Below are 23,180 nucleotides of genomic sequence, written 5' to 3' on the forward strand. Positions count from 1 at the left end.
TCTCGGGAAAGGACAGCGTCCATGGCCGGGCTGCTGGAGTCTGAACTGCCGATCGTGGCGGCGCCGATGGCCGGCGGGCCGAGCACGGTCGCGCTGGTCGGGGCGGTGCTCGGAGCCGGGGCGTTTCCGTTCCTGGCCGGGGGCTACAAGACGGCCGAGGCGCTGGCGGCGGAGGTGCGGCAGGTCCGGGGGTTCGGTGGGGCGTTCGGCGTGAACCTGTTCGTGCCGGGGCCCGGCGCCCTCGACGAGGCCGCCTTCCGCGCCTACGCCGCGGAGTTGGCACCGGAGGCGGCGCGGTTCGGGGTCGGTGTGAACCCGGTCCCGGTCCTCGACGACGATGACGCGTGGGCCGACAAGCTGGCGCTGCTGCTGGCCGAGCCGGTGCCGGTGGTGTCGCTGACCTTCGCGCTGCCGGACGCCCGGGACATCGCGGCGCTGCGCCGGGTCGGGAGCCGGGTGCTGGCAACCGTGACGACCGCGGCCGAGGCCCGGACGGCCCGCGACGCTGGGGTCGACGGGCTTGTGGTGCAGGCACCGGCGGCCGGTGGACACAGCGGCACCTACGACCCGCTGCGGACCCTGACCTCGGTGAGCGCGCCCGATCTGGTGCGGGAGGTGCGGGCGGCGGTGGAGCTGCCGATCGTGGCCGGCGGCGGGGTTGCCGGCGGCGAGGATGTACGAGCCCTGCTTCAGGCCGGCGCCGAGGCGGTCGCGGTCGGGACACTGCTGCTGCGCACCGACGAATCGGGGGCCTCGCAGACGCACAAGGACGCGCTCGCGAATCCGGCGTTCACCGAGACCACGATCACCCACGCCTTCACCGGACGCCCGGCACGCGGCCTGCGCAACGCCTTCATCGACCACCACGAGGCCACGGCACCCTACGGCTACCCGGCGATCCACCACCTGACCCGGCCGCTACGTCAGGCCGCTGCGAAGGCCGGGGATCCGGACCGGCTGCATCTGTGGGCCGGGACTGGATTCCGGGCCGCGCGGGAAGGGTCGGCGGGTACCGTGATCCGGGGGCTGGCCGAGGGGTTGTAGCCGCGATCGGACACTCGCTCAGACGGAGACGGTGTCCGCGGCGGCGACCGATTCCGCGGTCCGGACGCGCGCCGGGATCGGCCCGGTGGCTACTCCTGTTGCGGCGGCGGCAGTAGCGGCCGTGGGCACGACAGCACGCCGGCGGCTGAGCGAGCGGTAGATCATGGCCGCCGCGTACACCACGGTGGCGACCGCGGTGATCGAGAAGCTCGGCGGCATGCGCGGGACGAAGTAGGCCAGCGTCAGGCCGGCCCACATCTCCCCCACCGCCAGCGCGATCGCCAGGCCCAGCCCGCGGAACGGCCGGTCGGTGAGCACCAGCGCGGTGCCGGCCGGCGCGGCGACCAGGCCGAGCAGCAGCAGCGCGCCGACGGCCTGGGTGGCCTCGGCGGTGGCCGCGCCGACCAGGGCCAGGAACACGAATCCCAGGACCCTGACAGGCACGCCGCGGGCGGCGGCCACGGCCTCGTCCAGCGTCGCGAACAGCAGCGGGCGGGCGATGACCAGCAGGACCGCGACCACGCCGACGCCGATCCACAGCGCGGTCTGCGCCTGGCTCGACGACAGGCCCAGGATCGAGCCGAACAGCACGTTGATCGTCGCCGAGCCGTTGCCGGAGCCGGAGCGGTCGGTGGTGTACATCGTCAGGAAGAAGACGCCGAGGCCGAGGATCCAGGCGAAGACGTTGCCGATCACCACGTCGTCGGCGCGGCCGCGGCGGCCCAGGGCGCCCAGCAGCAGGGCCACCGCGATGGTCGCGGCGAACAGGCCGATGCGCAGGTCGACGCCGAAGGCCAGGGCGGCCAGGGCGCCGGTGAACGCGACATGCGACAGGGCGTCGCCGGTGAAGACCTGCGCGCGCAGCACGAGGAAGAACCCGACCGCGCCGCAGGCCGCCGCTATGCCGGTGCCGCCGAGCAGCGCGTAGATCATGAAGGGATGGCTGAACATGCTCATGAGGCCCCCAGGACTTCCACGACATGCCGGCGGCCGGTGCCGCGCCAGCGGATGACGAAGCCGTAGACGTTCGCCAGGAGGTAGCACCCGAAGGCGAACGTGGTGATCCAGAACCCGATCGGGTAAGGCGAGAAGTACGCCGCGCCGAGGCCGAACCAGGTCACGGCGAGGCCGAAGACGACGGAAAGGATCAGGCTCAGCGCGGGGCGCGCGGTGATCCGCTGCGCGGTGGCGGCGGGCATCACCAGGAGCGCGAACACCAACAGCGAGCCGGTGATCTGCGAGACCTCGGCGGTGGTGGCGCCGAGCAGGACCAGGAACAGCACGCCCAGGGCCCGGGTCGGCACGCCGCGCGCGTCGGCGACGGCGGGGTCGACGGAGGCGAACAGCAGGGGACGTCCGATCAGCGCCATGGCGGCCAGGACCACGACGGCGACGACCGCGAGGACCGCGATGTCTCCGGGGGTGACGCCGAGGAAGCTGCCGAACAGCAGGGAGTTGACGCCGTTGAGGAAGCCCTTGTACAGGGCCACGAACAGCATTCCGCAGGCGAGGGTGAAGGACTGGACGATGCCGGTCAGCGCGGACTCCTCGGCCACGCCGCCCTTACCATTACGGGCCAGCGCCGCGATCACCGCGCCGGCGCCGACGCAGAAGCCGAAGTAGCCCCAGGAGGCGCTGACACCGAGGAAGACGGCTGCCGCCGCGCCAGGGAAGCCGGCCAGGGCGACGGTGTGGCCGGCGAAGGTCTGGCGGCGCAGGACCATGAACCAGCCGACGACGGCGGCCAGGACGGCGACGATGGTGCCGGCGCGGTAGGCGTTGACCATCGAGTCCAGCTGCCACATCTGGTTGATGTCGGTGAGGGGGTTCCAGGACAGGCCGGAGTCAGCGGACATCATCGGCCCCCGATCGGGGGGCGGGGGTTGCCGGGGTTCCGGCGCTGCTTCCGGTGTTGGTTCCGGCGCCGGCGCCGACGACGCGGCGGACGCCGGCGCGCGGGTCGTGCCGGTCGTATCCGTCATGCCGGTCGGCGTGCAGGGCCGGCGCCTCGGGGCCGCCGACCACGACCAGCCGGCCGTCGGAAGCGCGCAGCACCTCGACCGGGGTGCGGAAGAGGTTCGAGAGGGTCTCGGTGGTGATGACCTCCTCCGGGGTGCCGGAGGCGGCGCCGCCGTCGGCCAGGTACACGACCCGGTCGAGGTACGGCAGGATCGGGTTCACGTCGTGGGCGACCATCACGACCGCGACGTCCTCGGAGCGCGAGATGCGTCCGATCAGGGCCGCGACCGAGGCCTGGTTCGGCAGGTCCAGGGAGTCCAGGGGCTCGTCGAGGACCAGCAGCCGCGGCCGGCGGACCAGTGCCTGGGCAATCAGCAGGCGCTGCTGCTCGCCGCCGGAGCACTCGCCGATCGCGCGGTGCGCGTAGGCGGAGGCGCCGACCAGGTCGATCACCTCGCGGACGCGTTCCTGCTCGGCACGGCGGCGGGCGCCGAAGCGGCGGGTGCCGGGGAGCGGGACGCCCCAGCGGTCGCCGTCCAGGCCGAGGCGGACGACGTCGACGCCGCGGATGCGGAGCGAGGCGTCGAAGGAGCGGCGCTGCGGGAGGTAGCCGATCTGCGCGCCGGCCGCGCCGGGGCGCTGGCCCAGGACGCGGACTTCGCCGGCGGCGGCGGGCAGGACGCCGAGCAGGACTTTGACGAGGGTGGACTTGCCGACGCCGTTGGGGCCCAGGACGGCGACGAACTCGCCGCAGTCGACGGTGAGGTCGACGCCGCCCCAGAGGGTGCGGCCGCCCACGGCGGCGGAGGCGCCGCGGAGTTCGACGACTGCGACTGGGATGTTGCCGGCGTTGCAGAGCTGGGTTTCCGGGGTCGCGATCTTCTCGCCGGTCGCGATGTTCTCGCCGTTTTCGCCGCCGGGTGCTGCGGCGGTCACTTCAGAATCCGTATCCGTATCCGTACTCACTGCTTCCACCGCATCCATCGCCGTCATCGTCTCCGCGCTTCTTACCGTTCTTACCGGCCCGTCGCCTGTGCCAGCGCCGCCTTCAGCCCCTGCAATTCCCCGACCATCCAGTCCTGGAAGGTAGCGGACGCCGGTGCGAGGGTCTCCGTCACGGTGGTCACCGGGATACCGGCGGCCTTGGCCTCGGCGACCTGGGCGGCGATGTCCGGCGTGGAGTTCTGGGAGTTGTAGACGTAGACCTTGATCTGCTTGCCCTTGATCTGGCCGTCGATGGCGGTCTTGTCCGCGACCGAGGGGTCGGTGCCCTCGGAGATGTCCTTGAGGAAGGAGTAGGGCGTGAGCATCTTCAGACCGAGGGTGTCGGCCAGCGGGGAGACGATGGACTCCGAGGCGCCGATCGGGACACCGGCGTACTTGGCCTTGATGTCGGATTCGAGCTGGTTGTAGGTGGCCAGCGTGGTGGTCTCGAAGGCCTGCTTCTGGGCGTCGAAGTACGCGGCGTCGGCCGGATCCAGCGTCTTGTACTTGGCGACGATCGCGTCGATGACCTTGTAGACGCTGTCGTGGGAGTACCACTGGTGCGGGTTGTCGCCGTCCTTGAGCCCGACCACGTCGCCGACGGTCAGCACCTCGCGCCCCGAGGCGGGGTTGGCCTTGACCAGGCCGGGGGCCCACGAGGTGTCGTAGCCGATACCGTTCTGGATGAACAGCTGCGCGCCGGAGATGAGCTTGGCGTCGTTGGGGGTCGCCTCATAGGAGTGCGGGTCGGTGTCGGGGTTGGTGATGATCGACGTCTCGGTGACGTGCGACCCGCCGAGCTGCAGCGCGAGCGAACCCCAGAAGTTCTCGGCGGCGACCACCGCGATCTTCGTCGACGACCCGACGGCGCCTGCCGGCCGGCTCGCGGGAGCCGCCGACTTGGTCGAGCACCCGGCGGTCAGCGCCGCCGCCGCGCCGACGGCCAGCACACCCCCGGTGACGCGCTTCAGGCTCTTGGTGGTGTTCTTGGTCATGGTGAGCCCCCCTCCTTGATGATGAAAACCGTTTTCAAGTCCGCTAGGGGAAGCTTATGAAAATCGTTTCCAGTTGGCAAGGTCACGGTGGGTGGCGAAGGGGGCACGGGGCAAGGTGGCGCGGCGCGGTCGGGCCGGCCGTCGGCGGGCTCCTCTAAAGTTCGGCGGATGAGCGATGAGCGCGCGAATCTTCTCCGGTACCTGCGTATTCAGCGTGAGCATGTGCTTGGGGCGCTGGAGGGGTTGGGAGAGGAGGCTTTGCGGCAGCCGGTTCTGCCTTCGGGGTGGACCTGCTTGGCGTTGGTGAGTCATCTCACCTACGACGACGAGCGCTTCTGGTTCCGTGGGGTCATCGCGCGGGATCCGGAGGTCATCGCCGCGGTGGAACGGCGGGAGCCCAACGGGTGGCAGCTCGATCCTGGGCTGGGGGCTGAGGAGGTCTTCGCGCGGTATCGGGCGGAGGCCGCGTTGTCTGATGCCGTGCTGGCCGAGTGCGATCTCGACGCCGCTCCTGTGTGGTGGCCGGAGTACGTGTTCGGTGAGTGGCGGTTGGATTCGGTGCGGCAGATCGTCCTGCACCACATCACCGAGACCGCTACGCATGCCGGGCATCTGGATGTGGTGCGGGAGCTGATCGACGGCGCGCAGTGGATCGTTCAGGACTGAGTCGGCTGGAGCAGGCGTCGCCGTTCCACCAGCGTCCAGAGGGTCGTGGTCGCGACGTAGAGGCTGCTGGCCAGTGGGAGCACGAACGCCCCGAGGACCGAGAAGTACGGCAGCAGGGCCATCAGCTTCGTGACGCCGGCTGTGGGCGCGCTGGCTGCCGGTGCGCCGGCGGCTGGCGCGCCGAAGGCAGCGGCGTCGCCCGCAGTGCTCTGCCGCATCCGGCGCGAGGACCACGTGGCGAGCGCCACCAGCACCGCGAGCAGTACCGCGAAGACCGCGACGTGGCCGAGCAGGGCCGATGAGCCGGCGGCGCGGAACGCGTCGCGGAAGTGGGAGCCGAGGCCGACGCCGAACAGCTGGTCGGTGAGCAGCCCGTTGTGGTGCCCGCCGATCGTCGGCGACACGAACAGCCGGTACACGACGAAGAACACCGGGATCTGCACCAGCCCGAGGCCGATCCCGGGCACCAGCTTCACGCCGTTGGCCCGGTAGAGCTCGACGGTCTCGCGCTGGGCCCGCAGCGGGTCGTGCTTGTACTTGCGCTGAAGCTTCTGCACGGCCGGGGCCAGCGCGGCGCGGCCCTTCTGCGAAGCCAGCTGTGCGTTCATCTGCGCGCGGTTCAGCGGGTGCAGGCACAGGCGGACGGCGGCGGTGAACATGACGATCGCCACCGCCGGTCCCAGGCCGCCGAGCACAGGAACGAGCATGACCGACAGTCCCGTGACGGCGTGGTACGCGGCGACGATGGCAGGCGTGAACAACGAGTAGAACGGCATGGAGGACGAACCCTTCGGAACATCTTGCGGATGAATGAGATCAGCGAGATGGACCGTGCGGCCGGTGCGAAGAACAACCGGTCAGACGGTCACAGGGTTCATTCCCGGCGCTCGTGGATGAGGTTTGCCGGCCGCGTCGGGATCGCGTTGCGGCAGGAACGCGGTGTCGCGCAGCGAGGAACGCGCGGCGGCGGCGTTCTGCGCGGCCATCGTCGTACCGGCCATCAGCACCGCGAACGCGCTGCACCGCAGTGCGGCGGCGAGCAGCGTCAGGGCGGTCGCCGACGCGACGAGCACGGCCGTGTTCTGGCCGCCGAACAGCACCAGGAGCGTGACGAACGCGGCGAGCAGGCTCGCGGCGGTCGCTCCTCGATGCGTCACAGAGGTCAGGGTACAACTGCGAGCGCGACTGTGGATCGTTCGATGTGGCGCACCCCGTCAAGATCAAGCCGTCTGCGGCTCGGGCACCCCCTCCAGCTCCTCCACCGTCGCGGTGACCATCGCCAACACCTCGTCCTGAGTAGGCGCCGCAGCGCGCTCCACCCAGCGCAGGGTGGAGACGATCGTGTCGAACAAGAACACGATCCCGCGCACGACCGGATCCTCCACATCCTCCCCGGCCACCACCGAGAACGTCACCAGCCCCCACACGCCGGCACGCTCCGGATGCGGCAGGTAGTACGACACCCGCACCGCGGCCGTCTGCCTGCCGTACATCTCCTGCCGGATCACCGCCGAGATCCGGGCCGCGGTGGCGCCGCCGACGTCCAGGCACGTGCCGTCCGGCCCGGCGTCGTCCAGAATCGAGGCCAGCAGCTGCTCAGGGTCCTGCGGATCCTGGTCCTCCAGGATCGTCAGCAGCAGCGAGCCCGGGATCCGCGTCCCGTTGAACTCCCGCAGCGGCAGCACCACCCAGCGCGCGCCCTGGCGGCCCGCCTCGTCGGTGCCGGCGGTCAGCTGCTTGCGCAGTTCGCGGCGCCAGGGCTCGGCGCTGTCGCGGGGCAATGTCGCCGGCAGGGCGCGCGCGATGATGCCGTCGATGGCCCATTTGCGCACGCGCTCGGTGTCCGGGGCGGTGGGCAGCACGGCCCAGCCGGCCGGCAGTACCAGTTCGACGTCGATCATCGGGCTGCCCCCTGCGGAGTCGGAATCGAAGTCGGAGCCGAAGCCGGAGTCGGAATCGGAGCCGGGCCCGGAGTGAACATCGGCTTCGGGTTCTCGGCGATCTGCTGCATCAGCCCCTCCACGCCCGGACCGATCAGCGCCAGCAGTTGCAGGTCCATCACCCGGGTGGTCAGGAGAACGTCCACGCGCGCCGCCGGCCGGTCCCCGTCGGCCGGCCAGTCGAGCCGCATCGCCGCGTCGAGGCGGCCGTAGGCGAGGCGGTCGGGGGTGCGCTGGACGCTGAGCACGCGCAGTCCGTCGCCGTAGGGCGTGGTGACGTATTCGATCTGCCGGTCGGTGACGCCGTCGGCGGCCGCCTCGGCGGAAGTGCCGGAGCCCGCGCCGACCAGTTCCATCAGGTAGATCGGGTCGTCGGCGACCGGGGCCCGGTACTCGACCACCACCGGCACCGGGGACCAGCGGGGCCAGCCCTGGACGAAGGCCGTGCCCCAGGCCATGCGCTGCCAGTCCGGGAGGGTCGCGGCGCGGTCGGTGAGCCAGCGCGCGATGCCGCGGCCGACGTTCTCGGCGGTGAAGGGGTAGTCCTCAGGCAGGCCGCCCTCGGCGATCCAGCTCTCGCGGAATCGTTCGTCCCAGCCGTCGCGGGTCCATTCGGCGAACATCGCGACCACGCGGTCGGCCCAGGCCCGCCGTCGGTCTTCGGAAGCGTCCGGTTCGGGGACGCCGCCCCAGAACCAGGGCACTGTGATCTCGGCGGTCTCGTCGTCCACTGTCACGGCCGTCGCCTCCTCACGGGTTCACTGCGGGGATCAGGCCGGATTCCCGGCCGCCGGTGTAGGAGATGCCGATGCCCAGGCCGAACAGCCCGTTGAAGCCGCCCCAGACGTACCAGGCCGGATTCATCTTGCCGCCGACGGCGCCCAGCACCCCGGACAGCCCCTTGTAGCCGCTCCAGCCGCCGAGCACGCCGGCCCAGTCGGCGATGCTCTTCAGCGGGTTGGTGCCCAGGCCCTTCCACATGTTCCAGGCGTCGCCGATCTGCTTGCCGGCCGAGCCCCAGAAGCCGATCTCGGGCTGGGAGCCCATCATGCTGCCGAACCGGCCCCAGTCGCCGGGCAGCTTCCCCAGCTGGCCGCCGAGCCAGCCCAGGGCCTTGTTGGCGACCGGGTTGTTGTACCAGTCGGACATGTGGGACCACTTGGAGGCCGCGTTGCTCACCGGGTCGATGAGGAACTGGTCGTTCATGGTCGACGGCGCCGGCCCGATGGGGCGCAGCGGGATGTTGTTCAGCGACCCGCCGAAGGTCTCGTCGGCGAAGCCGAGCTGCGGCGCGCCCGGCCGGCCGGTGAGCCCGGACAGCGCCTTGGCGTCGGAGGCCAGGCCCTTCGCGAGCTGGGAGGCGCCGATGCCGATGAATCCCAGTCCCAGCCCGATCGCGCCGAAGACCACGTCCAACACGCTGCCTTTGCCGTCCGCGTACAGGATCGAGTTCACGATGAGTGCGGCGGCGCCGACCACCACCCCGGCCAGCACCACCACGTCCAGTCCCGGGATCAGCAGCGCGATCGCGCCGAGGGCCATGCCGATGTAGCCGAGGATCTTGCTGAACCAGCCCAGGATCTCGTCCATCTTGTCTTTCCAGGTATCGCTGAGCCCGTCGTTGTAGTTCTTGCTGTTGACGGCGTCGCCGAACCGCTTGCCGGCCGTGTTCAGGTCGTCCAGCGCGGTGTGGAGCCGGTTCTTGGCGGCGGTCAGGGCGTCGTTGGCCTGGTTCTCGGCGTTGGTCTTGTCAGTGCCCTTCTTCTGCTCCTCCGGCGTGACGGTGCCGTCGGAGGCCTTCTGCGGGTCCGGCATGGAGCTGGCCTGCTTCTGGTCGCCGACGGCCGTCTTGGCGTCGTTCAGCGCTCCGGCGGTCTCGTCCAGGCCGGTCTGCAGCGGCGTCTCGTAGATCTTGATCTGGTCGGCGACGTCGTGGTAGCGGACGCCGGCCTTCTGCAGCTTGTCGTGCAGATCGCCGGCGCTCTTGCGCAGGCCGTCGATGTACTGGCCGACGAGTCCTTCGGAATTGTCGTCCATCACCTTCTGCAGGCGGGCCACTGCGTCGTCGATGGTGGTGGCGACGTTCTGGTAGTGCGTCTGGGCCTCGGCCACCGCGTCCGGGTCGGCGTAGACCGGGTCGGAGTCCAGCCCCAACGCCGACCAGTCGCCCAGGTTGCGGATGCTCATGATTCCTCCTGCCGGCTCACGACTGCTGGTTCAGGCTGTCGTGCAGCTGCTGGTCGGCCTGCTGCCAGGCCTGGTTGACCTTCTCGACCGAGTCCCGCAGCGACTTCATGTCCTTGACCATCCCGTCGCGGTGGATGCGCCAGTTGGCGGCGAAGTCGCCCATGGACAGGTTGGCGTTCTTCTGGCCCCACAGGCCCTTGTCCGCGTTCTGGACGTCCAGCGCGCCCTCGAACTCGCCGATCAGGGAATTGAGATCGGTGACCAGGCTCACCAGGTCGTCGCGGACGATGAGGTCGGCCATCAGCCCTCCTTGGGTTTCAGGGTGGGAATCTGCGCGGTGATGAGGACACCGTCGCCGAGGTGGACCAGGCAGGCGCCGGGCACCACGCGCGGCGCCAGCTGCGAGCGGGCCAGCCGGATGCCGACCAGGTCGCCGTTGCTCAGCTCCGGCGGGGACAACAGCGCCCCGCGCCGGTTCTTCTTCACCTCGGCCTGCCAGCCGGAGAAGCCCATCGCGACCGAGCCGATCTCGCCGCCCAGGACCAGGCCGCGCCGCCGGCCCGAACCGGTGCGGACGTAGGCGCGCAGCCATTCGCGGGCCCGGCACTCGCGCCAGGCCTCGCCGTCGTCGAGGATCAGCGCGACGGGGCCCTCGCCGGGGTCGAGCAGCGCGGACAGCTCCTCCTCGGTCGGGTCCGGGGCGTTTACCACGCCGCGCACGCCCGGACGGCCGGCCAGCGCGGTCAGCGGCGACACGCCCGGCACGCCGATCACGATCTCCGCGCCGGTGCGCAGCAGCGATTCGGCCATCACCGCGAGCGCCGTGCTGCGGCCGGAGCCGGAGGGCCCGGCGATCAGGAACGTCGGCCGGTCCTCGAACAGCGCCGCGCCGACCGGTTCCAGCTCGTCGCCGCCGACGCCGAGCAGCGCCCACGGCTGCTGTGCCGGCCCGCGACCCGCCTCGCTCGGATCGCGCTCGCCCTCCAAATATCCCCAGGCCTCTTCGAAGGTCAGCTGCGCGGGCAGCACCGCGATCCGCCCCGGCCGCAGGCTCTTCGGCACATCGGCCTCGCGCTCGCTCAGCCGGGAGGCCAGTGCGCGCAGCGCGGAGACCTGGGCCGGTCCGGAAGGGTCGGCGGCGACCAGCGCGACCTGGGTCTCGACCGCGCCGGTCGAGCGGTAGCCGCGGCCGGGCGGCATGTTCTCCGGGATGGTGCGCGGGTTCAGGCCGACCAGCGAGTAGTCGGAGCGGTCGGGCAGCCGCAGCACCAGCTTGTCCTCGGTCAGGGAGCTGATCCGGCCGGACATCAGGGTGCGGTCGCCGGCGATCACCACGTGCACGCCGACGCTGGCGCCCTCGCGCATCAGGGTGTGGATGATGTCGGTCAGCGAGCCGTTGTCGTGCTCGCTGAGCGTGCCCATGAAGCCCTCCCAGCGGTCCAGCAACAGCAGGATGTGCGGCAGCCGTTCGTCGGGGGCGCTGGCCTGGCGCTGTTCGGTCACGTCGGCGAAGCCGCCCTCGCCGAGGATCCGCTGCCGGTTCATCACCTCGCTGTGCAGCCGCTTCAGCAGCCGGGAGGCGCGTTCGGTCTCCGAGCGCTGCACGATCGCGCCGCAGTGCGGGAACTTGCTCAGCGGCAGCAGCGCGCCGTTGCCGCAGTCCAGTCCGTACAGGTGCAGGTCGGGCACGGAGGCCGCGCTGGCCGCGGCGGCGGCGATGGTGCGCAGCGCCTGCGACCGGCCCGAGCGGGGCGCGCCGATGAGGTGCAGGTGGCCGAAGGTGGCCAGGTCGAAGGTGACCGGCTCTTGTCGCTGGGCCGCCGGGAGGTCCTGGATGGCCCAGGAGAACACCGGCTCGCCAGAGTCGGCGGTGGTCGGTTCGGCGGCGAGTTCGGCGACCGGGGCGCCGGGCAGCGGCGGCAGCCAGGGCCGGCGCTGTTCGGGCAGGCCGAGCAGATCAGTGGTCTGACGCAGCGCGGAGACCAGGACCGACAGGTCGGTGACCACGTCGGTCTCGGCGGCCGCGGCGGGCCGCTCGGGCGCCGGGCGGCCCAGGTCCAGCCAGCCGACGGGGCGCAGGAACGGTGCGGGAGCTGCGAGGGAGCGATCTTTACTCGGGCGCCGTCCGCCGACGCGGCCGGTCTGGAAGGGCAGCAGGGAGCTGTGGCCGAGGCGTGCGTAGGCGCGGCCGGGGTGGGCCTGAGAGATGTTCGCGGCGTCGCGGGCGTCGATGACGTCGGTGCTCTCCCCCGCGTCGGTCACGCGCAGCGCCACCCGCAGGTTGGTGTTGGCGCGGATCTCGGCGGAGACCACGCCGGAGGGCCGCTGCGTGGCCAGGATCAGGTGGATGCCCAGGGACCGGCCGCGCTGGGCGACGTTCACCAGGCCGGTGACGAAGTCCGGCAGCTCGCGGACCATCGAGGCGAACTCGTCGATCACGATCAGCAGCCGCGGGATCGGGGCCAGCTCGGGGCGCCTGGTGGCGTAGTCGAGGTAGTCCTCCAGGTCCTTGGCGCCGGCGGCGGCCAGCAGCCGCTCGCGGTGCGTCAGCTCGGCGCCCAGGGAGGTGAGCGCGCGCTCGACCAGGTGAGTGTCCAGGTCGGTGACCATGCCGACGGTGTGCGGCAGGTCGACGCAGTCCTTGAACGCGGCGCCGCCCTTGTAGTCGACGAGCACGAAGGTCATGGCGTCCGGCCGGTTGGCCACCGCCAGCGAGGCGACCAGGCTCTGCAAGAACTCTGACTTGCCCGAGCCGGTGGTCCCGGCGACCAGGCCGTGCGGGCCGTGCGCGACCAGGTCCAGGGCGAAGGGGCCGTCCAGGGACGCGCCGATGACCGCCTTGGTGCTGCGGCCGGAGGCGTGCCAGCGTCCGCTGATCGCCGCCGGGCTCGGATCGCGCAGGTCCAGCAGGTCCAGCAGGCGTGCCGAGTCCGGCAGCGCCACGCCGCCGGCGACCTCGCTGACGTCGCGCAGCGGCGCCAGGCGGCGGCCGACCACCGGGTACCAGTCGGCGCTGACGTCGTCGGCGAGGATCGGCTCGATCAGCGCGGCGCGCTGCTGGCGCAGGCTGACTGGCCGGCCGGGGACGCCGCCGGCCAGGATCGTGGTGCACTCCTCGGGCAGGGTGCGCTCGTCGGCGTCGACGCAGATGCTGTAGACGCCGACGGCCGGGCCCTCGCGCAGGACCGTGACGACGCCGGGCAGCGCGCGCAGCCGCAGCGCGCCGTCGAGGACGACGACCACGTCGGGGTCGGCGCGGACCGCGCCCGCGCCGGCGTCCAGCCGGGACCGCTGCCGGGCCGCGATGAGGTCTCCGAGCTCTGCGACGCGGTGGCTCAGCGTCTCGGCGTCCGCGCCCACGAGGGTCAGGGCTCGCTGCCCCAGGCTCGGCCGGGCGTGCGGGAGCCAGGTGGCCCAGTCCCACAGGCTGTCGCCGGCGGGGTCGGTGAGAACGTAGAGCTGGAGGTCGCGCGGGCTTTGCAGGACGGCGATCTGTCCGACCAGCCAGCGGGCCATCTGCCGCGGCCATTCCCCGCGTCCGGCCACGCCGACGACGCCGGCCTGCGCGATGGAGAACGCCGCCGGGGCGTCGTGCGCGGCGCGGTACTGCGAGGTGCGCTGGGCTCCGTCGACCTGCTCGACGACGACCGAGCTGTCCAGATCGGCCAGGCCCACCCGGACCAGCAGATGGTCGGGGTCGCTGCGGCGCCGTTCCCACAGCCGGCTGCGCGGGCCGGTGGCGATCAGCAGCAGTTCGGCGGCGTCGGGGCTGGAGGCCCGCAGCCGCAGGCGTTCGGCCTCCATCGCGCGGCCGATGTCCTGCTCGGCAGCGGCCAGCCGCTCGACGTACTCGGCCTGGACCCGGCGCTGGCCGATCTTGCCGGTGCGGCGGCTGTTGAGCCAGTTGCCGACCATCATCACCGGCGAGAACCCGGCCATCAGCAGATAGCTGGAGTTGTGCATCACCGTCATCATCACCAGGCCGAGGCCGGCCGGCAGCAACGCGGTGATCCACGGCAGCGGGCTCGGCCGGGCCGGGAGCGGCTCGGCGGGGAGCCGGAAGGAGGTGCGGTCCGGCGGCGGCAGGAGCCGCGGCGGCCGGTTGTAGTCGAGCCATTCGCCTTCCGGCGAGACCTCGATCATCGCATCGGGCTGGCGGACGGCGGCCTGTTCGTACCGGCTCTCGCCGATCCGCAGCGCGGTGGTCTCCGGCCACGCGGTCTCGGCGTCTGGCAGCGGGACGCGGTCCAGCTCCGGCGGCTCGCGCAGGGCGACCGGCCGGATGAGGACCGAGGCGTCCAGGCTCACCCGGACCGTCGCGACGACGCCGGGCTGCTCCGAGCCGAGCCGAACGGCGCACGAGGGGTCCGAGCCGATCTGGTGCACACCGGCGTTCAGGTGCCAGACCCGGCCACTGTCCAGGCCGGCGACGGCGCGGACGGTGACCAGGCCGGAGGCGGCGCTCTGGCTGCTCTGGCCGGGCGCGCCGAGCCAGAGCACCGCGCCGTCGTGGATGCCGGCGGCGCCGAGGAGGGCGGACAGGTCGAGGCGGACGCCGTCAAGGAAGACCGCCTCTTCGGCGCCGCCGGCATCCACGCCGACCGCGTCCAGCAGCCCCTTGACGACGTCCCGGACCGGCGTCGCGGGATCGGCGTCCACCACGACGTCGTGCGCCGGGCCCGCGGGCCGGGCCACGGTGATCATCATGCGCATGGCGGTCGCCTCCACGAATCGGTGATTCAGCCGGTCTGGTTCACTTCTGCGGCAGGGACTGCGCCATCTGCGTGTCCATGTCCTGCATCGCCGAGACCGCCTTGTCGAGCCACTGCGACAGCTGGTCCAGCGAGTCCATCAGCTGGTTGGCAGAGGTCACGAACTCGTTGTGCACCTCGTCGAACCGGCCGGAGGCCTGGTCGGTGACGAAGCCGCTGGCGGTCAGCTGGTCGACGATGCTCTTGCACTCGGCGATCTTGGAGTCGATGTCGGCCTTGTCGTTGCGCATCCGGCTCGCGGCATCCGACATCTCCCCGTAGGTGACGTTGAGGTTCGGCATCGGTGGATGCTCCCTTCGAAACGGTGCCGGGCGCGGGTGCGCCGACACATGTGTGCGGCGGACACCGCCTCACGCTAGGCGCGGCGCACGCCCGCGAGCCAGCCTCTGGCCTGCGGCGATGGGCCCAGGGACCCAGGGCCCTGCGTTGACACCCGCGGCGGCCGGGCCAACGATTCAAACGTCGAAGAACGCCCGCCGCACCCGAGGAGAGTCTGATGTCGTCGGTGCCCGTGCTACGCCGCGCCCTGGCATCCGCCGCCGCGGCCGCGCTCGTCCTGCTGGCCGCACCCCGGCCCGCGACCGCGGCGACCGCCAAGGCGCCGCCGATCGTGAAGTACTACGCCGTCTCCAGCAGCTACCAGGGGCAACCCGAGTTCCTGTACGAGATCGCGCAGCGCTACCTGCACAACGGGAACCGCGCCACGGACATCTTCAACCTGAACAAGGGCCGCCAGGAGCCCGACGGCAAGACCATGACCGACGCGACGAAGATCTCCCCCGGCTGGCTACTGCGGCTACCGGACGACGCCTACGGGGACGGCGTCATCTACAGCGTGATGCCCACCGTGCACATCGACCCCAACGGCACCCCGACGAAGTACTGCTGGATCGCCAACACCTACCAGGGCAAGCCGGACACCCTCGCGATGGTCGCGCAACGGTTCCTCGGGACCCAGAACCGGACCAACGACGTCGTCACCCTGAACCAGGGACGCAAGGAACCCGACGGCAAGACCCTGAAGGACCCGACGAAGCTCGACCCGGGCTGGCTCGTGGCACTGCCCGAGGACGCCGAAGGCGACGGCCTCATAGCCGGCCCCCTGCCGACGTACGCGGGGTTGGGATCCGGACAGCCGCCGGCATCTCAGGGGTCCAACTCCGCCGCACCGCCCTCCGCTTCAGCCAGCGCCCCGCAGGACGTTTCGCAGAGTGCTGCCGCCCCGGCACCCTCGGCATCCACGAAATCCTCCAGCAACCCGCTGCCACTGATCCTCGCGATCGCACTGCCCCTGCTGCTCATAGCCGGTGCGGTGTGGTGGGCACTGCGCACCGGCCTGTTCACCAAACTCGCCGCCGCAACGCGATCCCGCCGCACGCGCCGCCCCGGCCCGGCCGCACCCCGCGACGAAGCGGCAGCCTGGACCATCGACCGGGTACTGCGAACACTGGCAACCGCATGCGCACAGAACAACCGGCCACTACCGGGCGTCGCAGCGCTCGTGGTCGGCACCGACACCATCACCCTGCGCCTAGCCCGCCCCGACGAGCAACCCCCGCAGAACTGGACCGCCGAACACCAGGGCCGCTCGTGGTCGGCACCCCTCCGACTCCTGCAGAGCGCCCCGGTCGACGACGCACTACCCGCCCCGTACCCGCGCCTGGTCTCCACCGGCGACACCGACCAAGGCAGAGTCCTGCTGAACCTCGCCGAAGCCCACGGCATGATCAGCCTGGAAGGCGAATCCCGCCTGACCAAACCCCTGGTCGCGGACTGGATCCGCGAACTGGCCGGCAGCCCCTGGTCCCGCGGCACCACGGTACTCCGCATCGGCTTCGGCTCCACCGCCGAGGAACTCCCAGGCGTCGAGGACGCCCCAAGCATCGAGGCCGCAGCAGCCACCCTCGACGAATCCGACGGCGGAGTCCTGGTCCTGGCACACGCCCCCACCGGCCGCGAACCCGAACGCGTCAGCGCCCTAGCCGGCGCCACCGACGGCCGCTGGTCAGTCCTGGTCCTGGGCACCCCGAAGAACGCCAGCTGGCGCCTGGTCGCCGACGCCGCCGGAACACTGGACACAGGCCTGCTGGGCGAGCCGGTACGGCTGCATGGGAAGCGGCCGCTGGAGCATGCGTGAGGGGCTGACGGCGGCCTGGGCTTCGGGAGCGGTCCGACAGCAGGCTGCCGCAGTGGTCCGCTTCGGGCGGCTCCAGCGCCTAGGTGCCTCGGGTGGTGACGGAGCAGCGCGACCGGCCACGTGGTGAGTCGTGTCCGACCGGACCATGCGGGGTGTTGGTTCTGGGTCCCTCGCCGCGTCGGCGGGCTCTGCCAACCTGGCCGGTTTGGCGGTGTCAAGCCGGACGAGGCTGGACCACAGCAACAGCGATGCGGCTTGATTCCGCCAAACCGGGCTGGTTCCGTCTACGGCGACGACGCGGCGAGGGACCCAGAACCTGGCGACCACAAGCAACACCGCCACCAAGCAGCGCAACGCAGGCAACAGCGGATAGAAAGCCGACCAGTCGCGGACCGCCGCCCCCAAGCCCGACGCGCGGGTCGCCCCCTCGCTGTAGAGCGCCCGCCGGAGGCCTCAAGGTGCCCACCACGCCCAACGATTGCCGCCTACGACATGCGCAGTGACTCGGACCGGCGCGCGGTCTTGCACGCGCAAACCGCCAGCCGCCAACGCCCCGCCACAGAACCCTGAACCCCGCGCGGTCGTGTACGCACAAACCGCCGGCCGCCAGCGCGAAACGAGTCGCTCAACCAAACTGCGTCCCCCGCGAGGCCATCAACCCCTGCGCGAAGCCGTAAAGATCGCCTGTAAACCCACAACCTCACCGCACCTGCCAAACAGAGGCGCCCAGGTGTCCAACAAGCATCCACCGAATGCACGTCAGAGCGCTGACATCTTGACCTGACACCGATCCAAGCGTAAACAATGCGAATACCACCCCTAATCGCAAGCGAAGCAACATCCGAGGGTGGCACGGGATCGGCCAGGGAGGGACGCGCGCATGGAAGATGGTGGTAGGCGCCTCCGCGTCGAGGTCCTGGGCCCACTACGGGCGTTCGTCGACAACCACGAGCCCACCACCACCACCACCACCACCACCACCACCCACGAAATCGCACTCGGCGCCCCAAAGCAGCGCGCCGCGTTCGCAGCCCTAGCAATGGCCGCAGGCACCGCAGTCGCACGCGCAGAGCTGATCGACCGCATCTGGGGCGAAGACGTCCCCATGACCGCAGCCGGAAACCTCCACACCTACATCTCCGGACTACGCCGCGCCCTGTCAAACCTCGGCCTCGGCGACGCCCTCGTCGGCGGCAGCTCCGGATACCTCCTGCAACTCCGCCCGCAAGCGCTGGACCTCAACCGCGCCGAACACTTCGCAGCCACCGCACGCACCGCCCGAGACGCCGGCGACCGCCACCGCGCGATCGCGGCGCTGGACTCCGCCCTGACCCTGTGGCGCAGCGGCCGCCCGCTCGAAGCCCTCCCCGGCCCCTTCGCCGCCGACCAACGCACGCGACTCGCCGACATGCGGCTCCGCCTGCTCGTCGACCGCACCGAACTGCTGATCGACGCCGGAAACGCCGGCGACGCCCGCTCCGCCGACCTCGCCGCAGCCGCCGACGAACTCGCCGTACACGCGCGAGCCCATCCCTTCGACGAGCGCCTGCGATCAGCGCTGATGATGGCCCTGCATCGCAGTGGTCGCACCGCCGACGCCTTGGCGCAGTACCAGATGCTGCATCGCGTACTGGCCGACGAGCTGGGGATCGAACCAGAAGCCTCAACTCAAGCCGTGCAGATGGCGATCCTCGCCCAGGACACACCGCGCGTGCACCGTCCCGGTCCCCGCCCCCATCCCGGTCTCCGCCCCCATCCCGGTCCCGGTACCGGCCCCCGTCCCGTCAAGGAACTACTCCACCCCATCGCCGACGTAACCGCCCGCCCCACCGTCCCAGCCCAACTCCCCCACGACAGCGCCTCCTTCATCGGCCGCACCGAAGACGTCGACCAAGTGCTGGAACACGCACGCGCCGACGGCACCTGCTCGCCCCGCGTCGTGATGGTGGTCGGCGTCGGCGGCATCGGCAAGACGACCCTGGCGGTGCGCTGCGCACACCAGCTGCGCGAGGCGTACCCGGACGGCCAGATCTACATCAACCTGCGCGGCTTCGACCCCACACACCCCGCCCTCACGCCGTCAGCCGCCCTACACCAACTACTAGCCTCCCTCGGCGTCGCGACAGTCCCGCCCGAGCACGAGCAGCGCGTCGCCCTCTGGCGGAGCATCGTCGCGGGGCGCCGCATGGTCGTCCTGCTGGACAACGCACGCTCGGCCGAACAAGTCGAGGACCTGCTGCCGGGCACCGGCTCCAGCTTCGTCATGGTCACCAGCCGGGAGCGCCTCGGCCGGCTCGCGGTGAAGTACGCGGCGCGCCGGGTGACGCTCGCCCCCCTGGCCGTAGCCGACGCCCTCGGACTCCTGGCCGACGCGGTCGGCGCCGAGCGCGTGAACGCCGAGGCGCCGGCGGCGCGCCGCCTGGCGCAGCTCTGCGACCACCTGCCGTTCGCGCTGCGGATCGCAGCGGAGCAGCTGGTCGCAGTGTCCGACGGGCGCATAGCGAACCTGGTGGCGAGCCTGGAGGACGCGCACCAGCGCCTTGACACGCTACGCCTGGAGAACGACGACCTGTGCTCGGTCCGCAGCGTCATGGCGTGTTCGTTCGACGCGCTGGACGCGGACACCGCGCGCGCCTGCCGGATGCTGGGGGCGTTCCCGGGAGTGAACCTGACGCGGTACTGCGCGGCGGCGTTGTTGGACGTGCCGGTGGCGCAGGCTTCGGAGCTGATGCAACGGCTGAGCGCGCAGCACCTGCTGGAGCAGCACGGGGACCGCTACACGATGCACGACCTGACGCGGACATATATCAGGGAGCTAGCACGAAGGTTGCCCGACGACGAGGTGCGTGCGGCGCGGAATCGGGTGAGCGACTGGTACACGGCGACGCTTTCACAGATGGCCGGCGCGGGACGACGGCGGATCGCCGAGAGGCCTGCGCCCAGCGGCGCTGGTGCGAACGCCGTCGGCGATACGAACGCGACCGGCGCCGGCGACTCGACCACGACCACCGACGTCCCGCACGAACCCCAGCCCTTCGCCAGCCAAGACGACCTCCTCCGCTGGTGCGCCCAGGAGTGGCCGAACATCAGTGCCCTCATCCGCAGCACAGCACGCTCAGCGGACCACCTGTCGACCTGGCGCCTGACGTACCTGATGTTCGACTACTTCTACGCCAGCGGCTCAGCATCCGACTGGCTGGAGTTGCTACGAATCGCGACGCGCTCCGCCGAAGCCTCCGGCGACCGGCGAGCGCGAGTGGCCCTGCTGATCCACATGAGCGTCGCGCACTGCCGCACCGGACGAGCCGACGCGGCCGTCGCCGACCTGTACAAGGCCCTCGACCTGCTGGACGCCGCCGACGAACCCCCGCTCCGCGTCGCCCTGCTCAGCACACTGGCGTCGGTGATGCGAGCCTCGAAGGCATACGAACAAGGGCTGGCAGCCGGACTGGAGGCGCTGGCCCTGGCAGCCGCATCCGACGACGAGTACCAACGCGCGGCAGCCGAAGACGTACTCTGCGAGCTCTACACCGAGACCGGCCGCTGGCTCGAAGCGGTCGCGCACGCCGAGTCCGGCCTCGTCGAGGCCCGCGCCTGCGACAGCCCGCTGCTGGAAGCGAACCTCCTGATCAACCTGGGCCTCGCCCGCAACGGCCTCAGCGACCCGATCGCCGCGCAGTCCTGCCTGGTGCGCGCGCTCCGCGTGACCCAGGCCGCCGGCGACCGCTACCACGAGGGCCTGGCGCTGCTCGCGCTGGCACGAGTCCGTTCCCTGGAACGGGACGCGGCCGCGGCGATGGCGAAGCGTGCGCTGGCCCAGTTCCAAGAGCTGGCAGCCGAGGAAGCGAAGGAAGTTCTGGAGTTCCTGGGGGACCTCCAACTGGCGGGCAGCGTCGTAGCGGCCTGAGCGCAGGCCGGCGGCGGCGAGGTGCGCTAATGTCGCCGAAATGGGAGAAGTCACCGACTACTACGCGACCCTGCCGACCGACGTCGGGGATCTCTTCGACGGCATGCGCCGCCGAGCGCTGGAACTGGTGCCCGACGCCGTCGAGGGGCGCAGCTACGCGATGCCCGCGCTGCTCTACCAGGGCAAAGGCTTGATCGCGACCATGCAGACCGCGAAGCATCTCGCGCTCTACCCGTTCAGCGGCAAGGTGGTCGCACAGGTCGCCGAGCGCCTGGACGGGTTCTCGCTGTCGTCGGGGGCCATCCGGTTCCACATCGAGCAGCCGCTGCCGGCCGACGTGCTGGACGACGTCGTGCGGCTGCGCGCCGCCGAGATCGACGCCGCCGACCGCAATCGCGCTCGTCGGCACCGTGCACCGCGTTGACGATTAGGCGTGGGAATATCGCCACCGCGTCAGCCCCCGCCACCCTCCAGCCCCTGCCACACCAGCACCGCCTCAACGCGGCTGCGCGCGCCGAGCTTGGCGAAGATGTGGTTGACGTGGTTCTTGACCGTCTTCTGGCTCAGCCGCATGCGCTCGGCGATGTCGGCGTTCAGCATGCCGTGGCTGATGCAGCTCATCACCTCGGCCTCGCGCGGGGACAGGTCGCGGGTTTGAGTGCGGGGTCCGGGGCGGTGGCCGGGAGCCGGGTGGCCCGGGGCCGGGTGGCCGGGCGGGGCGGTCGGGGGGCGGCGGTGGCGCGGGCGCGTGGTGTCGGCGTCGGGGCGGGCTGCCTCGGCGACGAGCGAGAGCTGGTAGTGCGCGCTGGCGGCGGGGGCTTTGTGGGCCGCCGGGCCGGCCAGGCGGCTCAGCACGTCGGCGAGCGCGGCGGCGGCCGGGGGTGCGCCGGGGCCGGGCTGGACGGTGAGTTCCAGGGCGGGCAGCCGGTCGATGCTCACGGCCAGGCCCCTGCTGGCGAACTCCTGCCGGATCCGGGCCAGGATGTCGGGGCTCACGATCGCGATGCGGACGCGGCCCCGTGAGCCCGGCGAGCCGGTAGACCCCGGCGCCGCCGTCGCAATCGCCGCCGTCGCAGTCGCCGCAGTCGCCGCAGTCGCCGTCCCGTTAGCTGTCCCAGTCGCAGTAACCGTCATGTTTCCAGCGTCTGACACCCGGCTTCAGGTTTCCTCCAGACGGTCTCCAGACGTTACAGACCGCGCTCACATGTCGGCGGCGGCCGGATAGCAAGAATCAGAGCCGCGCTCCCCCGGTCACCACCGGCTCCGGCGCCTCCAGAATCAGCTCGCCGCGCTCGGCGTCGTAGGCGAACAGCTCAGCCCAGCGGCCCCAGTCGATGGCGATGCCCAACTGCCGCCGGGCCTCGTCCTCGGAGAAGCCGCGGCGCAGCAGGTCGACGAAGAACCCTTCGCGCAGCGACCCGTCCTTGGTCGCCCGCAGGGCCTTGACGATCGCGCCGACCAGCGGGGCGTGCTGGACCACGAGCCCGGCGAACTGGGCCTTGGCGGGGTCGGTGGGCGAGACCACGAAGGTCCGGCCCTCGTCGGTGATCTCGATGTCGGAGCCGGAGACCGTGGCCATGGTGAGCATCACCGCGGCGTCGACCAGCGGCAGCAGGTCGTCGACCTCGAAGTTCAGGTCCTCGGCGATCTCGGCCAGGCCGTCGCGGCCGCCGCGGGCGTCCAGGATCTCCAGCAGGCCGGACAGTCCGCCGACGGAGGCCTCGGGCAGCGGCAGGTCGATCGGGGTCAGGGCGGCGACGGCGGCCGGCGCGATGACTTCGGCCTTCTCCAGCGCGGACTCGCGGCCGGTGAGGATGTCGTAGACGGTGTCGACGAGTTCCTCGTAGCCGGGGTCGCGCTTGTCGCGGGGGCGGGGCAGGTCCACGCGGAGCTCGGCCAGGATGCGGCCCGGGTTCGAGGACAGGACCAGGATGCGGTCGGCGAGCTGGACCGCCTCGTCGATGTTGTGGGTGACGATCAGCACCGCCTTAGTGGGGAACTCGCGGCTCTCCCACATCTTCGTCAGCTCGCCGCGCAGGTTGGCGGCGGTGAGGACGTCCAGGGCGGAGAAGGGCTCGTCCATCAGCAGCGCGTCGGGCTCCACGGCCAGGGCGCGGGCGAAGCCGACGCGCTGGCGCATGCCGCCGGAGAGCTCCTTGGGGTAGGCGGACTCGAAGCCGTCCAGGCCGATCAGGTCGATGGCGCGCAGGGCTTTGTCGCGGCGCTCGGCCTCGGGGACGTCGCGGGCCTGCATCGCCAGCTCCACGTTCTGCTGCACGGTGAGCCACGGCAGGAGCGCGAAGGACTGGAAGACCATCGCCACGCCGGGGTTGGCGCCGTTCAGCGGCTCGCCGCGGTACTCCACGGTGCCGGAGGAGGGGGCGATCAGGCCGGCGATGCAGCGCAGCAGCGTGGACTTGCCGGAGCCGGACTTGCCCAGCAGCGCGACGATCTCGCCCTCGCGCAGCGTCAGGGAGACCCCGTCGAGGACCGGCAGCGCGTGGCCGTCGGGGGTGGTGAAGGTCTTGGTGACGCGTTCGGCCTCGACGATGACGGTGTTGGCGGCGTGCGGGACCCTCTCGGTCACGG

19 protein-coding genes are annotated in these 23,180 nt (G+C 71.4%); 5 read left to right on the forward strand and 14 right to left on the reverse strand.

Going from position 1 to position 23,180, the window contains the following annotated elements:
* The first annotated feature begins 21 nt into the window (after positions 1-21).
* Positions 22-1,044: a nitronate monooxygenase gene (locus ABH935_RS43755; protein ID WP_370383909.1), complete on the forward strand. Its 1,023-nt coding sequence runs from the start codon at positions 22-24 to the stop codon at positions 1,042-1,044.
* 18 nt (positions 1,045-1,062) lie between these two features.
* Here ABH935_RS43755 and ABH935_RS43760 read toward each other — a convergent pair whose 3' ends face one another.
* The 4 genes from ABH935_RS43760 to ABH935_RS43775 are packed head-to-tail and all read right to left on the reverse strand — an operon-like array spanning position 1,063 to position 4,982.
* Positions 1,063-2,001: a metal ABC transporter permease gene (locus ABH935_RS43760; protein WP_370383910.1), complete on the reverse strand. Its 939-nt coding sequence runs from the start codon at positions 1,999-2,001 to the stop codon at positions 1,063-1,065.
* A complete protein-coding gene (locus ABH935_RS43765) occupies positions 1,998-2,900 on the reverse strand; it encodes a metal ABC transporter permease (protein WP_370383911.1) in 903 nt (300 codons plus the stop codon). Before ABH935_RS43765 ends, ABH935_RS43760 begins: the two co-directional genes overlap by 4 nt.
* The gene (locus ABH935_RS43770) at positions 2,890-3,969 is read right to left on the reverse strand and encodes a metal ABC transporter ATP-binding protein (RefSeq protein ID WP_370383949.1); all 1,080 of its coding nucleotides are present in this window, start codon (positions 3,967-3,969) and stop codon (positions 2,890-2,892) included. The genes ABH935_RS43765 and ABH935_RS43770 overlap by 11 nt, the downstream gene beginning before the upstream one ends.
* Positions 3,970-4,019: 50 nt before the next feature.
* Positions 4,020-4,982, reverse strand: coding sequence for a metal ABC transporter solute-binding protein, Zn/Mn family (locus ABH935_RS43775; RefSeq protein WP_370383912.1), 963 nt, complete (start codon positions 4,980-4,982; stop codon positions 4,020-4,022).
* Positions 4,983-5,150: 168 nt separating this feature from the next.
* Here ABH935_RS43775 and ABH935_RS43780 point away from each other — a divergent pair, with 168 nt between their 5' ends.
* Positions 5,151-5,648, forward strand: coding sequence for a DinB family protein (locus ABH935_RS43780; RefSeq protein ID WP_370383913.1), 498 nt, complete (start codon positions 5,151-5,153; stop codon positions 5,646-5,648).
* Here the strand turns inward: ABH935_RS43780 and yidC are convergent.
* From yidC to ABH935_RS43820, 8 genes are all read right to left on the reverse strand, one after another.
* Positions 5,639-6,424 (reverse strand): membrane protein insertase YidC, encoded by a 786-nt coding sequence (gene yidC / locus ABH935_RS43785; protein WP_370383914.1) that lies wholly within the window; start codon positions 6,422-6,424, stop codon positions 5,639-5,641. The genes ABH935_RS43780 and yidC overlap by 10 nt on opposite strands.
* Before the next feature lie 81 nt (positions 6,425-6,505).
* Entirely contained in the window at positions 6,506-6,805 is a 300-nt protein-coding gene (locus tag ABH935_RS43790; RefSeq protein WP_370383915.1) for a DUF6412 domain-containing protein, read from the reverse strand.
* A gap of 63 nt (positions 6,806-6,868) precedes the next feature.
* Positions 6,869-7,549, reverse strand: coding sequence for a hypothetical protein (locus ABH935_RS43795; RefSeq protein ID WP_370383916.1), 681 nt, complete (start codon positions 7,547-7,549; stop codon positions 6,869-6,871).
* Positions 7,546-8,325 (reverse strand): hypothetical protein, encoded by a 780-nt coding sequence (locus ABH935_RS43800; RefSeq protein WP_370383917.1) that lies wholly within the window; start codon positions 8,323-8,325, stop codon positions 7,546-7,548. Before ABH935_RS43800 ends, ABH935_RS43795 begins: the two co-directional genes overlap by 4 nt.
* Positions 8,326-8,338: 13 nt before the next feature.
* Entirely contained in the window at positions 8,339-9,775 is a 1,437-nt protein-coding gene (locus ABH935_RS43805; protein ID WP_370383918.1) for a WXG100 family type VII secretion target, read from the reverse strand.
* Positions 9,776-9,791: 16 nt separating this feature from the next.
* The gene (locus ABH935_RS43810; RefSeq protein WP_370383919.1) at positions 9,792-10,076 is read right to left on the reverse strand and encodes a hypothetical protein; all 285 of its coding nucleotides are present in this window, start codon (positions 10,074-10,076) and stop codon (positions 9,792-9,794) included.
* Complete coding sequence (locus ABH935_RS43815) at positions 10,076-14,488, reverse strand: FtsK/SpoIIIE domain-containing protein (protein WP_370383920.1); 4,413 nt, start codon at positions 14,486-14,488, stop codon at positions 10,076-10,078. The genes ABH935_RS43810 and ABH935_RS43815 overlap by 1 nt, the downstream gene beginning before the upstream one ends.
* A gap of 40 nt (positions 14,489-14,528) precedes the next feature.
* Complete coding sequence (locus ABH935_RS43820; protein WP_370355240.1) at positions 14,529-14,828, reverse strand: WXG100 family type VII secretion target; 300 nt, start codon at positions 14,826-14,828, stop codon at positions 14,529-14,531.
* A 215-nt stretch (positions 14,829-15,043) separates the two neighbouring features.
* Here ABH935_RS43820 and ABH935_RS43825 point away from each other — a divergent pair, with 215 nt between their 5' ends.
* The 3 genes from ABH935_RS43825 (at position 15,044) to ABH935_RS43835 (ending at position 21,015) form a co-directional block, all read left to right on the forward strand.
* The gene (locus ABH935_RS43825) at positions 15,044-16,684 is read left to right on the forward strand and encodes a hypothetical protein (RefSeq protein ID WP_370383921.1); all 1,641 of its coding nucleotides are present in this window, start codon (positions 15,044-15,046) and stop codon (positions 16,682-16,684) included.
* Between the two features lie 880 nt (positions 16,685-17,564).
* Complete coding sequence (locus ABH935_RS43830) at positions 17,565-20,591, forward strand: BTAD domain-containing putative transcriptional regulator (protein WP_370383922.1); 3,027 nt, start codon at positions 17,565-17,567, stop codon at positions 20,589-20,591.
* 40 nt (positions 20,592-20,631) lie between these two features.
* Positions 20,632-21,015, forward strand: coding sequence for an iron chaperone (locus ABH935_RS43835; protein ID WP_370383923.1), 384 nt, complete (start codon positions 20,632-20,634; stop codon positions 21,013-21,015).
* A gap of 29 nt (positions 21,016-21,044) precedes the next feature.
* Here the strand turns inward: ABH935_RS43835 and ABH935_RS43840 are convergent, their stop codons facing one another.
* Both ABH935_RS43840 and ABH935_RS43845 read right to left on the reverse strand, forming a co-directional pair.
* On the reverse strand, positions 21,045-21,587 hold the full coding sequence (locus ABH935_RS43840; protein ID WP_370383924.1) for a LuxR C-terminal-related transcriptional regulator: 543 nt from the start codon (positions 21,585-21,587) through the stop codon (positions 21,045-21,047).
* Between the two features lie 235 nt (positions 21,588-21,822).
* Positions 21,823-23,178 (reverse strand): nitrate/sulfonate/bicarbonate ABC transporter ATP-binding protein, encoded by a 1,356-nt coding sequence (locus ABH935_RS43845; RefSeq protein ID WP_370383925.1) that lies wholly within the window; start codon positions 23,176-23,178, stop codon positions 21,823-21,825.
* Positions 23,179-23,180: the final 2 nt, after the last annotated feature.

It is taken from the genome of Catenulispora sp. GAS73, assembly GCF_041262085.1.
In the GTDB taxonomy this organism is placed as follows: Bacteria; Actinomycetota; Actinomycetes; order Streptomycetales; family Catenulisporaceae; genus Catenulispora.